This window comes from Mesorhizobium marinum, from assembly GCF_040813675.1.
Classification (GTDB): domain Bacteria; phylum Pseudomonadota; class Alphaproteobacteria; order Rhizobiales; family Rhizobiaceae; genus Mesorhizobium_K; species Mesorhizobium_K marinum.
On sequence record NZ_JBFOCI010000001.1, the window covers coordinates 540,452 to 553,475 of the forward strand.

Genomic DNA, 13,024 nt, shown 5'->3' on the forward strand with positions numbered 1-13,024 from the left:
TCGCTAGCGGCGACAATTCTCAACGGCGCCTCCCTCTTCGGGGGAGACTGGCAGCTTCGTCGTTCTTCCTGCAGCGCAGGAGATTGGCGAAAACAAAGCGGCCGTCTGATCTCCCCCCTCGAGGGGGAGATGGCCGGCAGGCCAGAGGGGGGCGCGAAGGATCGCTACTCCTCACCAATACCGCCCAACCTGAGCAGGAACGGAAAAACATGAAATCGCATGCTGCGGTCGTGGTCATCGGCGGGGGCGTGGTGGGATGTTCGGTGCTCTACCATCTCGCCCGTTCCGGCTGGAAGGACGTCGTTCTGCTGGAGCGCGACGAGCTGACGTCCGGCTCGACCTGGCACGCCGCCGGCGGCATGCACACCATCAACGGCGACCCCAACGTCGCGAAACTGCAGAAATACACGATCGAGCTCTACAAGGAGATCGAGGAGCTGTCGGGACAGGCGACCGGCGTGCATGTGACGGGCGGGGTGCTGCTGGCTGCCACCGAGGCGCGCATGGACTGGCTGCGCGGCGTCGTCGCCAAGGGGCGCTATCTCGGCCTCGACCTGGAGGAGATTTCCGCCGAGGAGGCGCATCGCCTGATGCCGCTGCTCGACCCGAAGCAGTTCGTCGGCGCGGTCCGCAACTCCGAGGACGGCCATCTCGATCCGTCCGGCGTGACGCACGCCTATGCCAGGGCGGCGCGAAAGCTCGGCGCGGAGGTCGAGCGTTTCACCAGGGTCGAGGACATCGTGCGCCAGCCCGACGGAAAATGGCGTGTCGTCACCAATAAGGGCGAGGTGATCGCCGACCACGTCGTCAACGCCGGCGGCCTGTGGGCGCGCGAGGTCGGCCGCATGGTCGGGCTGGAGCTGCCGGTGCTCGCCATGGAACACATGTACCTGATCACCGAGGACATGCCGGAGGTCGCCGAGGTCAACGCCGCGACCGGCAAGGAGGTGATCCACGCGGTCGATTTCGACGGCGAGCTCTATCTGCGCCAGGAGCGCGGCGGCATGCTGATGGGCACCTATGAGAAGGCGGCTAAACCCTGGTCGGAATTCTCGACGCCGTGGAATTTCGGCCATGAGCTGCTGGAGCCCGACATCGACCGTATCGCTCCGTCGCTGGAAGTCGGCTTCCGCCATTTCCCGGCCTTCCAGAACACCGGCATCAAGCAGATCATCAACGGCCCCTTCACCTTCGCCCCCGACGGCAACCCGCTGGTCGGGCCGGTGCGCGGCCTGCCGGGTTTCTGGGTCGCCTGCGGCGTCATGGCCGGTTTTTCGCAGGGCGGTGGTGTCGGGCTGGCGCTGTCCAACTGGATGATCCACGGCGATCCCGGCTTCGACATCTGGGCGATGGACGTGGCGCGCTACGGCGACTGGGCGACCATGGCCTACACCAACGCCAAGGTGCGCGAGAACTATTCGCGCCGCTTCTCGATCCGCTTCCCCAACGAGGAACTGCCGGCCGGGCGGCCGCTGAAGACGACGCCGGTCTACGATCTGCTCAAGCAGAAGGGCGCGCAGTTCGGCGTCGCCTACGGGCTGGAGGTGCCGCTGTGGTACGCGCCGGAAGGCGTGAAGGATGAGTTCTCGTGGCGGCGCTCGACAGACTTCGAGCATGTCGGGCGAGAGGTGAAGGCGGTGCGTGACAGCGTCGGGCTGAGCGAAATCTCGTCCTTCGCCAAATACCGCGTCGTGGGGCAGGGCGCGGAAGCGTGGCTCGACAGAATGCTAGCCTGCAAGCTGCCGAAACCCGGCCGCATGACGCTGGCGCCGATGCTCAAGGAAGACGGCAGGCTGATCGGCGACTTTTCGCTCGCCAATCTCGCCCGCGAGGGCAAGGCGTCCGAATGGTTCCTAGCCGGCTCGGGCATCGCCGAGCAGTTCCACATGCGCTGGTTCGAAAAACACCTGCCGGACGACGGTTCGGTCGCCATCGAGGCGCTGGGGCTGCGCCGCCTCGGCCTGTCGCTTGCCGGCCCCAACGCGCGAAAGGTGCTGGAAAAAGTCACCCGCGCCGACGTCTCGAACGCCGCTTTCCCGTTCATGGCGATCCGGTCGATCGACATCGGCATGGCGCCGTGCCTTGTCGGCCGCGTCAGCTACACCGGCGACCTCGGCTACGAGATCTGGATGGCCCCGGAATACCAGCGCGCCGTCTACGACACGTTGATGGAGGCCGGCGCCGAGTTCGGCATCGCGCTGTTCGGCAGCCGTGCGCTCAACGCACTGCGCCTGGAAAAGAGCTACGGCTCCTGGGCGCGCGAATACCGGCCGATCTACGGGCCGCTGGAAGCCGGGCTCGATCGTTTCGTCGCCTACGACAAGCCGGCCGGCTTCATAGGCAAGGCCGGCGCGCTGGCCGAGCGCGAGAGCGGCGGCAAGCTCAGGCTGCGCACCTTCATCGTGGACACCGAGGACGCCGACGTGATCGGCGACGAGGCCATCTGGCACGACGGCGCCGTGAAAGGCTGGGTCACCTCCGGCGGCTACGCGCATGGCGCCAGTCTGTCGGTCGCGCTCGGCTACGTGCCGAAGGAGATCGCCAACGCCACCGAGGGCTTCGAGATCGAGCTGCTCGGCAGGCGGTTTGCCGCACGCCTGCAGCCCGAGCCGCTGTTCGACGCCAAGCTGGAGCACATGCGCGGATGAACAACCTGGACACCATGAAAAGGCCGCTCGTCATCGCCGGCGATCGGGCGGCGCTGCTCTGCATCGACCTGCAGGAGGAACACCGGCAGGATCGGCGGCTGCTCGCCGTCGGCTTCGACGCGGTCGTCGCCAATGCGCGGCGCCTGCAGGACGCCGCGCGGCTGGCCGCCATCCCCGTTCACCACTTCGCCTATGTCGTCGATGCCGCCGTCTCGCTGCCGCATCACCCGCGGCTGCCGGACGGCCGCTCGGCCTTCAGCGACAAGGACGATCCGCTGACGGCGATCTGCCCGGAAGTCGCGCCGGTCGATGGCGAGCAACTCGTCGTCAAGTCGGAGGCGAGCGCGTTCGGCACGGGGCTCGGCGACGCCCTGAAGGCCGAGGGCGTGGAATGGCTGCTGGTCTGCGGCGTCTGGACCGAGGCCTGCGTGGACGCCACCGTCAAGGCGGCGCTGAAGCTCGGCTTCCGCGTCGTGCTCGTCAAGGACGCCTGCGGCAGCGGCTCGGTCGCCATGCACCAGACCGGCGTGCTCAACCTGGCCAACCGGATCTATGGCGGCGCGGTCGTCGATACGGCAGGCGCTTGCCGCCTGATGGCCGGCGAGACGGTGCCTGCCTGGCAGCCCGACCGGCCGGTGCCCATCCGCTACGGCTACGAGGATGCAGCGACGGTCTATGCCTGGCTGTGAACGCCCGCGTGACCCTGCGTAAATCCTGAGTTTTTAATTCAAGTTTTGACACGTGAAATCAAGGACTTGGGAAAAGTTTGACCGATTGATAAAAAACCAAAACGTGCTAGCCTTCCCCAAAAACCAATAAGGGGAATACCGGGATGCCTGATGGCCATTTGAGGGAAGGGATCGTCGGCGGCCGCCTCGGCCCGTCCCAGTATGCCGACAATTTTTCCGACCTGCACCCGCCGCTCGACCACCACGAGGCGCTGGTCGAGTCCGATCGCTGCTACTTCTGCTACGATGCGCCGTGCATGAACGCATGCCCGACGGCGATCGACATCCCGATGTTCATCCGCGAGATCTCCACCGGCAACCCGATCGGCGCAGCCAAGACGATCTTCGACCAGAACATCCTCGGCGGCATGTGCGCGCGCGTCTGCCCGACCGAGACGCTGTGCGAGGAGGCCTGCGTCCGCGAGGAGGCCGAAGGCAAGCCGGTGCAGATCGGCCGCCTGCAGCGCTACGCCACCGATGCGGCGATGGCCGAAGAAAGGCAGTTTTATGAGCGCGCGCCGTCCACCGGGCGCAAGATCGCCGTCGTCGGCGCCGGGCCCGCTGGTCTCGCTGCCGCGCACAGGCTGGCGCGCCACGGTCACGACGTCACGATCTTCGAGGCAAGGCCCAAGCCGGGCGGCCTCAACGAATACGGCATCGCCGCCTACAAGAGCACCGAGAACTTCGCGCAGGCCGAGGTCGACTACGTCACCGCGATCGGCGGCATCACGATCGAGCACGGCCGGGCGCTCGGCCGCGACGTGCAGCTGGCCGATCTCGCGGATGCCTACGACGCGGTTTTCCTGGGTCTGGGTCTCGGTGGCGTCAATGCGCTCAGGGCGGACGGCGAGGATGCCGAGGGCGTCGACAACGCCGTCGAGTTCATCGCTGATCTGCGCCAGGCGAGCGACCTCGGCGCGCTGCCCGTCGGGCGGCGCGTGGTCGTCGTCGGCGGCGGCATGACGGCGATCGATGCCGCCGTGCAGTCCAAGCTGCTGGGCGCCGAGGAGGTGACCATCTGCTACCGCCGCGGCAAGGAGCATATGAACGCGTCGGGCTTCGAGCAGGACCTCGCGGCGTCGAAGGGCGTCACCATCCGCCACTGGCTGCAGCCGAGGCGCGTCGTCACCGATGCCGGCGCTGTCGCCGGCCTTGAGCTGGAATACACCCGGCTGCAGGACGGCAAGCTGGTCGGGATCGGCCAGACCGTCGTCATCCCCGCGGACCAGGTGTTCAAGGCGATCGGCCAGACCTTCGTCGGCGAAACCGTCGGCGGCGCGGCTGCGGTCGCCCTGAAGGACGGCCGCATCGAGGTCGATCAGGAGGGCCGGACCTCGAACGCGAAGATCTGGGCGGGCGGCGACTGCGTCGCGGATGCGCGCGAGGATCTCACCGTGGCGGCGGTCGCCGCCGGCCGTGACGCCGCGGAGAGCATCCACCGGGCACTCACCTCGAACGGGAGGGCATGAGCATGGCTGATATCCGCAACAACTTCGTCGGCATCAAGAGCCCGAACCCGTTCTGGCTGGCTTCGGCGCCGCCGACCGACAAGGCCTACAATGTCGTGCGCGCCTTCAAGGCCGGATGGGGCGGCGTTGTCTGGAAGACGCTCGGCGAGGAAGGGCCGCCCGTCGTCAACGTCAACGGCCCGCGCTATGGCGCGATCTGGGGCGCCGACCGCAGGCTCCTCGGCTTCAACAACATCGAGCTGATCACCGACCGCGACCTGCAGATCAACCTGCGCGAGATCAAGCAGGTCAAGATGGATTGGCCTGACCGGGCCCTCGTGGTGTCGCTGATGGTGCCGTGCGTGGAGGAGGCCTGGAAGGCGATCCTGCCTTTGGTCGAGGAAACCGGCGCCGACGGGATCGAGCTTAACTTCGGCTGCCCGCACGGCATGAGCGAGCGCGGCATGGGCTCGGCCGTCGGCCAGGTGCCGGAATACATCGAGATGGTGGTGCGCTGGTGCAAGGCCAACACCCGCATGCCGGTCATCACCAAGCTTACTCCCAACATCACCGACATCCGCCATCCGGCGCGGGCGGCAAAGGCGGGCGGCTCCGACGCGGTCAGCCTGATCAACACGATCAGTTCGATCACTTCGGTCAACCTCGACAGCTTCTCGCCGGAGCCCTCGATCGACGGCAAGGGCAGCCATGGCGGCTATTGCGGGCCGGCGGTCAAGCCGATCGCCCTGAACATGGTGGCCGAGATCGCCCGTGATCCCGAGACGCAGGGTTTGCCGATCTCGGGCATCGGCGGCATCACCACCTGGCGCGACGCCGCCGAATTCCTGGCGCTCGGCGCCGGCAATGTCCAGGTCTGCACGGCGGCCATGACCTACGGCTTCAAGGTCGTCCAGGAGATGATCTCGGGGCTGGAGAACTGGATGGACGAGAAGGGCCACCGGTCGCTCGACGACATCATCGGCCGCGCCACGCCCAACGTCACCGACTGGCAGTACCTCAACCTCAACTACATCGCCAAGGCCAGCATCGACCAGGACGCCTGTATCAAGTGCGGCCGCTGCCACATCGCCTGCGAGGACACCTCGCACCAGGCGATCACGTCCATGGTGGACGGCAAACGTCACTTCGAGGTGATGGAGGAGGAGTGCGTCGGCTGCAATCTCTGCGTCAACGTCTGCCCTGTGGAGAACTGCATCACGATGGTGCCGCTGGCCACCGGCGCGATGGACAAGCGCACCGGCAAGCCGGTGTCGCCCGACTACGCCAACTGGACGCAGCACCCGAACAACCCGGCAGCCCGCCAGGCCGCCGAGTAGGGCGCGCCCGCCGACGGATGAGTGCCCTCTGGCCTCATCCGTGCGGCGGGCCGGCCCTTCCAATGCCGATCGGAACCGGATAACCAGCGCGCGAGGGGAGACCGCGCGCATGGCGACTACGGCAGTTCTGATGGCGATCGGACGCATCGTGTTCGGTACCTTTTTCCTGATCGCCGGCATCCGCAACTTTCTGGGCTTCGGCGAGAAGCGGCAGGCGGCGACCAACTACGGCTGGAAGCTGCCGGCGCCGGTCATGGCAGCCGGCTTCGCGGTGCAGGTTGCGGCTGGCCTGGCGCTGATCTCCGGCATCGGTGTCCTGCCGGCGGTCGTGGCGCTGATCGTGTTCCTCGTTCTGGCCACGGCGCTCTATCACAACCTCTTCCTGTTCGCGGGCAAGGAGCGCGACCCGCATCTCTATCTGACGCTGGTCAACATCACGCTGGCGGCCGGCCTGTTGATGATCGCCGCCGAATCGCTCTGAATCGGCGCTCGGAACAGCCGGATTGGCCGAAATCCGTGCCGGCGGCCGGCGATCGGCGAAAATCGTTGACTAGGCCAATCCGCGCCGACAGAACAGGTGCAAGACTGTAGGGGTCGAGCCTTGCCGCATGACGTGAACCTGGTCGCGACGATTGCCGTCGGCTTCGTGCTGGCGTCGATCTTCGGCTATATCGCCGACCGCCTGCGGCTGCCGGCGCTGGTCGGCTATCTCGTCGCCGGCATCTTCGTCGGTCCCTTCACGCCGGGCTTCGTCGCCGATGCGGCTATGGCAGGGCAACTGGCCGAGATCGGCATCATCCTGCTGATGTTCGGCGTCGGCCTGCATTTTTCGGCATCCGACCTGCTCGCCGTGCGCGGCATCGTCGTCGCCGGCGCGCTCGGCCAGATCGTCCTCGCCACCCTGCTCGGCGTCGCGCTCACCTCATTCTGGGGCTGGGACATCGGCCACGGCATCGTCTTCGGGCTCTGCCTGTCGGTGGCGAGCACCGTCGTCCTTCTGAAGGCGCTCGAGGAGCGCAACCTCCTGCAGGCGACGCAGGGCCGCGTCGCGGTCGGCTGGCTGATCGTCGAGGACCTGGCGATGGTGCTGGCGCTCGTCCTGCTGCCGGCTTTCGCGGTCAGCCTGGGGGGCCATGCCGGGCCGGGCGAGGAGGCCTCGGATGCGCCGATCGCGCTCACCCTCCTGCTGACGCTGTCCAAGGTCGGCGGCTTCGCGCTGCTGGCCGCGCTGATCGGCCCGCGCGTCGTGCCGTGGATCCTGATCAAGGTGGCGCGGACCGGCTCGCGCGAACTGTTCACGCTGGCCGTGCTGGCGCTGGCGCTCGGCATCGCCTTCGGCTCGGCCGCCGCCTTCGGGGTGTCGTTTGCGCTCGGCGCCTTCTTCGCCGGTCTGGTCATGGGCGAATCCCAGCTCAGCCATCGCGCCGCCGCCAATTCGCTGCCACTGCAGGATGCCTTTTCGGTGCTGTTCTTCGTCTCGATCGGCATGCTGTTCGAACCGACGGTCCTGCTCGACAAGCCGCTCGAGGTGCTCGCCGTGGTCGCCATCGTCGCGCTCGGCAAGCCGCTCGGCGCCTTCCTGCTCATCCTGGCGCTGCGCTACCCGGTCCGCATGGCGCTCGGCATGGCCGCCGGCATCGCGCAGATCGGCGAATTCTCCTTCATCCTCGCCAGCCTCGGCGTGGCGCACGGCCTGGTGACGCGCGAGGCGCAGAGCCTGCTGCTCGCGGCCGCCATCCTGTCGATCACCATCAACCCGCTCGCCTTTGCCGCCTCCGAGAAGCTGGAGCGGTGGATCAGCGCCCGCTTTCCGGTTTTTGCGGCAAACTACGGGCGGCGCCGCGAACGGGTGCTGACGGTCGAACTCGAGCGGATCCGCGCGCAGGCCAAGAAGCGCGAGAGCGAGCAGGCTCGCAAGATCACCGAGTTCGTGGAGACCTTTCCGCTCTTCAAGGCGATCGACGCCGACGCCCAGGAGGAACTGCTCCTCCTGTTCGTGCCGAAATCGGCGTCGCCGGGAGACCGCATCGTGCGCGCCGGCGAGAAGGGCGACGCCATGTACTTCATCGTCTCGGGCACGGTCGAGGTCGACATCAAGGGCGCCGACGTCAATCTCGAGGCCGGCTCGTTCTTCGGCGAGATGGCGCTGCTCACCGGCGCGCCAAGGGCGGCCGACGTCACGGCGGTCGACTTCTGCGACTTCCTCGTTCTGTCGCGCCGCGACTTCAGGCTGTTCATGTCGCGCCACCCGCAGGTGCGGGCGGCCGTCGAGGCGATGGCGCAAGACCGCCACGCCATGAACCGCGCCGCCGCCGACGCCGGCGAGGACGAGCCGCAGGACCGCAAGGCGGCGGCGACGGATCTCTAGCGCAGGCGGCGCGGTGTCGCGATCTGCGGCGGGAACTGGCGTTGCGCGGTCGCAGCGGTGGTCACCTCGGGCGCAGGCCCTCGAGGAACAAGTGTTCGAGGAAGCGCGCGGCGTCCTCGAAGCGGCCCTCGCTGCCGCGGTCGGGCCCGAGCACGGCGCGCACCTGCGTGTCGAAATCGGCATAGTGCTGGGTCGTCGCCCAGATCGAGAAGATCAGGTGCCAGGGGTCCGTCGGCGCGATCTTGCCGTCGCGCATCCAGCCCTTGATCACCTGCGCCTTCTCGTCGACCAACTGCTTCAGTTCGCCTTCGAGCATCGGCATGATGCGCGGCGCTCCCTGCAGGATCTCGTTCGCGAACAGCCGGCTCTCGCGCGGATAGTCGCGCGCCATTTCCAGCTTGCGGCGGATGTAGCCGCGCAGTTCGGTCAGGGGATCGCCGACATTGTCGAATTCGCGCAGCGGCGCCAGCCAGGTGTCGAGCAGCCGCTGCATCAGCGTCTCGTGGATGTCTTCCTTGCGGCGGAAATAATAGAGCAGGTTCGGCTTGGACATGCCTGCCGCCTCGGCGATCTGGTCGATCGTCGAGCCGCGGAAGCCATGCGTGGAGAAGATGTCGAGCGCCGCTTCCAGGATCAGCTCGCGCTTCTCGCGCTGAATGCGCGTGCGTTTCGGGGCGGCGGCCGGCGAGGTCACGCGCTGTGCGGTCCGCGGCCAATCTGGCCCAATTCTCTGGACCAGTTTTTGCCGACCTGTGGAACGCGCCTCCCGGGCTTCATTTCCGCTATCAGTCCCCTTGACCGCCTGCATGGCGGTGCTAACGTTTGTCCATTCGGTAAAAATTTGCGTAGCACGAAAACGCCGCCCGGACCAAGCGCTGGCACACCGCAACGAGCTACTTGAAAGGAAAGCTTGGTCATGTCGAACCGGCTGAAAGTAACGCCGAACGATCTCAACGCATTCTGGATGCCGTTCACGGCAAACCGCCAGTTCAAGCAGGCGCCGCGCATGCTGGCCGCCGCGAAGGACATGCACTACACGGCCACCGACGGCCGCAAGATCCTCGACGGCACGGCCGGCCTCTGGTGCGTCAACGCCGGCCATTGCCGGCCGAAGATCACCGAGGCGATCCAGCACCAGGCCGCGGAACTCGACTACGCGCCCGCCTTCCAGATGGGCCACCCCATCGTGTTCGAGCTTTCCAACAGGCTGATCGACATCGCGCCTGAGGGCATGGAGCATGTCTTCTACACCAACTCCGGTTCGGAATCGGTCGACACCGCGCTGAAGATGGCGATCGCCTACCACCGCGCCCGGGGCGACGGCTCGCGCACCCGCCTGATCGGCCGCGAGCGCGGCTACCACGGCGTCAATTTCGGCGGCATCTCGGTCGGCGGCATCGTCAACAACCGCAAGATGTTCGGCACGCTTCTGACCGGCGTCGACCACCTGCCGCACACCCACCTGCCGGCCAAGAACGCCTTCACGCGCGGCGTGCCCGAGCATGGCGCGGAACTCGCCGACGAACTCGAGCGGATCGTCGCGCTGCATGACGCGTCGACCATCGCCGCCGTCATCGTCGAACCCGTCGCCGGCTCGACCGGCGTGCTGATCCCGCCGAAGGGCTACCTCCAGCGGCTGCGCGAGATCTGCACCAAGCACGGCATCCTGCTCATCTTCGACGAGGTGATCACCGGCTTCGGTCGTCTAGGCACGCCGTTCGCGGCGGACTATTTCGGGGTCAAGCCCGACATCATCACTACCGCCAAGGGCGTCTCCAACGGGGTTATCCCGATGGGCGCGGTCTTCGTGACCAAGCAGATCCACGACGCCTTCATGACCGGGCCGGAACACCTGATCGAGTTCTTCCACGGCTACACCTACTCCGGCAACCCGATCGCCTGCGCCGCGGCGCTCGGCACGCTCGACACCTACAAGGAGGAGGGGCTGCTGACGCGCGGCGCGGAACTGGCGCCGCATTTCGAGGAAGCGCTGCATTCGCTGAAGGGCGAGCCGCATGTCATCGACATCCGCAACATCGGCATGGTCGGCGCGATCGAGCTTGAGCCGATCGCCGGCAGCCCGAGCAAGCGCGCCTTCCAGGCCTTCGTGAAGGCCTTCGAGAAGGGCGCCCTGATCCGCACCACCGGCGACATCATCGCGCTCTCGCCGCCGCTGATCATCACCAAGGGACAGATCGACGAACTGATAGACCACGTCCGCGAGGTGCTGCGCGCCGTCGACTGACTTCGACCGACCGTCCGGGCGGCGACGGGAACCGCCGCCCGAACGACGACATGGAATGAGAGGACCGACTATGGCCGCCCCCGGCGAAAACCTGCGCATCGATTCCGACCGTCTCTGGGATTCCCTCATGGAGATGGCGAAGATCGGCCCCGGCATCGCCGGCGGCAACAACCGCCAGACGCTGACCGACGAGGACGGCGAGGGCAGGCGGCTGTTCCAGACGTGGTGCGACGCCGCCGGCCTGACCATGGGCGTCGACCAGATGGGCACAATGTTTGCCCGCCGCGAGGGTACCGATCCCGACGCTTTGCCCGTCTATGTCGGCTCGCATCTGGACACGCAGCCCACCGGCGGCAAGTTCGACGGCGTGCTCGGCGTGCTCGGCGGCCTCGAAGTGATCCGTACGCTGAACGACCTTGGCATCAGGACAAGGCACCCGATCGTCGTCGCCAACTGGACCAACGAGGAAGGCACGCGCTACGCGCCGGCCATGATGGCTTCGGCGGTGTTTGCCGACATGATCACCCAGGACTACGCCTACGACCGCAGGGACAAGGACGGCAAGCGCTTCGGCGATGAACTGGAGCGCATCGGCTGGAAGGGCGACGAGCCTGTCGGCCAGCGCAAGATGAAGGCCTTCTTCGAACTGCACATCGAGCAGGGGCCGATCCTCGAGGACGAGGGCATCGACATCGGCGTGGTGACCCACGGCCAGGGCCTGAAATGGCTGCAGGTGACGCTGACCGGCCGCGAAGCGCATACCGGCTCGACGCCGATGCCCAAGCGCCGCAATGCGGGCCTCGGCATGGCGCGCGTCACCGAACTGGTGCACGAAGTGGCGATGGACTACCAGCCGCATGCGGTCGGCGCCGTCGGCCACATGGAGGTCTACCCGAACTCGCGCAACATCATCGCCGGACGGACCGTCTTCACCATCGACATCCGGTCGCCCGACAAGGAGGTGCTGGACGAGATGGACGCGCGCATCCGCGACGGCATCGCGACCATCTGCGAGGCGCTCGATATCGGCTTCGAGATCGAGCAGGTCGGCCATTTCGACCCGGTCACCTTCGACAAGGATTGCGTCAAGGCCGTGCGCGACGCTGCCGAGCGGCTCGGCTATTCGCATCGCGACATCGTCTCGGGGGCCGGGCACGACGCCTGCTGGATCAACCGCGTCGCGCCGACATCGATGGTGATGTGCCCCTGCGTCGACGGCCTCAGCCACAACGAGGCCGAGGAGATCTATCCGGAATGGGCCGCGGCCGGCTGCGACGTGCTGTTCCACGCGGTCGTGGAAACCGCCGTCATCGTGGATTGACGCCAGGGGAGGGTGGATGGACGTCGAAGGGCTCCTTCAAAGCGTAATCCGTTTCTCCAACTTCATGACGTCGCGATTGGTCGTCGCCGGCGTCGTCTTCTACGTCGCCTCCGGCTTCACCGACATCGGCAGCGCCTCCGAGGGATTTCTCCCGGACATGGAGCTGATCAACAGCGTCGTCGAGAACTACCAGACGATCTTCGACGTGCTCGGCGTGTCAGACTTCGCGCTGCTGCTGATCCTCTTCGTGTTCCTCACCACCATCCACATCATCTACGTCCTGTTCGAGCGGGTCGGGCGCTACATTCCGCCGGCCATCGTGCCGCTGTCGGGTTGGGTGGCGATCGACGACCTCACGCTCAGCGCCTTCGATGTCCTGCGCGCCGCGCGCGGCGAGGAACACACCGACGAGGAAAACCAGCGGCTCTACGAATTCAAGAAGAAGCTGCGCGACATCGAGCGCGAGACGGACGAGAGCTACGGCGGACAGCTGGCCGGCGAGGAGGCGGCGTTCGCCATCGCCAAGACCTTCATCCTGTTTTCGCTCGGCGTGTGGGTCTATGCACTGCTGTCAGGCACCTATACCGGCGACACCAACATCCTGCTCATCATCCTCGCGATCTCGGTGCTGACAGCGCTTTACACCGCGTTCGCGATCTTCCGCGCCAACCATTCGAGGATCGCGAGCCTGCGCGAGAGCGTCATCAACCAGTTCATGGGGTTTGCGCATATCTGGGCGAGCGAACAGCACCAGAAGCAGATCGCCGACGCCTGCACGCCGTCGCGCGACCTCAGGCCGGCGACCTTCGCCGTCGTCGTTCCCGTCTACGGCACGCTCGACCTTCTCGTGGCGGACTGGCGCAGATGGCGGGGCCGGCGAAGGCGGGGCCGGGCGTGACCTCGACGGCAGGCAGGCAAGACGGTGCGTT

General features: G+C 66.7%; 10 protein-coding genes. 9 read left to right on the forward strand and 1 reads right to left on the reverse strand.

All coding sequences use genetic code 11. From position 1 onward, the window contains the following. Positions 1–209 precede the first annotated feature (209 nt). The 6 genes from ABUE31_RS02480 (at position 210) to ABUE31_RS02505 (ending at position 8,529) form a co-directional block, all read left to right on the forward strand. Entirely contained in the window at positions 210–2,648 is a 2,439-nt protein-coding gene (locus ABUE31_RS02480; RefSeq protein WP_367721913.1) for a GcvT family protein, read from the forward strand. A 14-nt stretch (positions 2,649–2,662) separates the two neighbouring features. Beyond that, the gene (locus ABUE31_RS02485) at positions 2,663–3,337 is read left to right on the forward strand and encodes an isochorismatase family protein (protein WP_367722508.1); all 675 of its coding nucleotides are present in this window, start codon (positions 2,663–2,665) and stop codon (positions 3,335–3,337) included. Between the two features lie 143 nt (positions 3,338–3,480). After that, positions 3,481–4,845 (forward strand): NAD(P)-dependent oxidoreductase, encoded by a 1,365-nt coding sequence (locus ABUE31_RS02490; protein WP_367721914.1) that lies wholly within the window; start codon positions 3,481–3,483, stop codon positions 4,843–4,845. A gap of 2 nt (positions 4,846–4,847) precedes the next feature. Then, a complete protein-coding gene (gene preA / locus ABUE31_RS02495; RefSeq protein ID WP_367721915.1) occupies positions 4,848–6,161 on the forward strand; it encodes an NAD-dependent dihydropyrimidine dehydrogenase subunit PreA in 1,314 nt (437 codons plus the stop codon). 109 nt (positions 6,162–6,270) lie between these two features. Beyond that, the gene (locus ABUE31_RS02500) at positions 6,271–6,642 is read left to right on the forward strand and encodes a DoxX family membrane protein (RefSeq protein WP_367721916.1); all 372 of its coding nucleotides are present in this window, start codon (positions 6,271–6,273) and stop codon (positions 6,640–6,642) included. Positions 6,643–6,762: 120 nt separating this feature from the next. Continuing rightward, a complete protein-coding gene (locus ABUE31_RS02505) occupies positions 6,763–8,529 on the forward strand; it encodes a cation:proton antiporter domain-containing protein (protein ID WP_367721917.1) in 1,767 nt (588 codons plus the stop codon). 61 nt (positions 8,530–8,590) lie between these two features. Here ABUE31_RS02505 and rutR read toward each other — a convergent pair whose 3' ends face one another. Continuing rightward, positions 8,591–9,223, reverse strand: coding sequence for an HTH-type transcriptional regulator RutR (rutR, locus tag ABUE31_RS02510; RefSeq protein WP_367721918.1), 633 nt, complete (start codon positions 9,221–9,223; stop codon positions 8,591–8,593). 222 nt (positions 9,224–9,445) lie between these two features. Here rutR and aptA point away from each other — a divergent pair, with 222 nt between their 5' ends. From aptA to ABUE31_RS02525, 3 genes are all read left to right on the forward strand, one after another. Continuing rightward, entirely contained in the window at positions 9,446–10,774 is a 1,329-nt protein-coding gene (gene aptA / locus ABUE31_RS02515) for an omega-aminotransferase AptA (protein WP_367721919.1), read from the forward strand. 70 nt (positions 10,775–10,844) lie between these two features. Further along, on the forward strand, positions 10,845–12,095 hold the full coding sequence (locus ABUE31_RS02520; protein WP_367722509.1) for a Zn-dependent hydrolase: 1,251 nt from the start codon (positions 10,845–10,847) through the stop codon (positions 12,093–12,095). Positions 12,096–12,111: 16 nt separating this feature from the next. Next, positions 12,112–12,993, forward strand: a complete 882-nt coding sequence (locus ABUE31_RS02525) for a hypothetical protein (RefSeq protein ID WP_367721920.1) — start codon at positions 12,112–12,114, stop codon at positions 12,991–12,993. Positions 12,994–13,024: the final 31 nt, after the last annotated feature.

Excerpts from the sequence above, each read along its gene's own strand:
- preA (WP_367721915.1), top strand. The coding sequence starts at position 4,848 with ATGGCTGATATCCGCAACAACTTCGTCGGCATCAAGAGCCCGAACCCG.
- aptA (WP_367721919.1), top strand. The coding sequence starts at position 9,446 with ATGTCGAACCGGCTGAAAGTAACGCCGAACGATCTCAACGCATTCTGG.
- ABUE31_RS02490 (WP_367721914.1), top strand. The coding sequence starts at position 3,481 with ATGCCTGATGGCCATTTGAGGGAAGGGATCGTCGGCGGCCGCCTCGGC.
- ABUE31_RS02485 (WP_367722508.1), top strand. The coding sequence starts at position 2,663 with ATGAAAAGGCCGCTCGTCATCGCCGGCGATCGGGCGGCGCTGCTCTGC.
- ABUE31_RS02480 (WP_367721913.1), top strand. The coding sequence starts at position 210 with ATGAAATCGCATGCTGCGGTCGTGGTCATCGGCGGGGGCGTGGTGGGA.
- ABUE31_RS02500 (WP_367721916.1), top strand. The coding sequence starts at position 6,271 with ATGGCGACTACGGCAGTTCTGATGGCGATCGGACGCATCGTGTTCGGT.
- ABUE31_RS02520 (WP_367722509.1), top strand. The coding sequence starts at position 10,845 with ATGGCCGCCCCCGGCGAAAACCTGCGCATCGATTCCGACCGTCTCTGG.
- ABUE31_RS02525 (WP_367721920.1), top strand. The coding sequence starts at position 12,112 with ATGGACGTCGAAGGGCTCCTTCAAAGCGTAATCCGTTTCTCCAACTTC.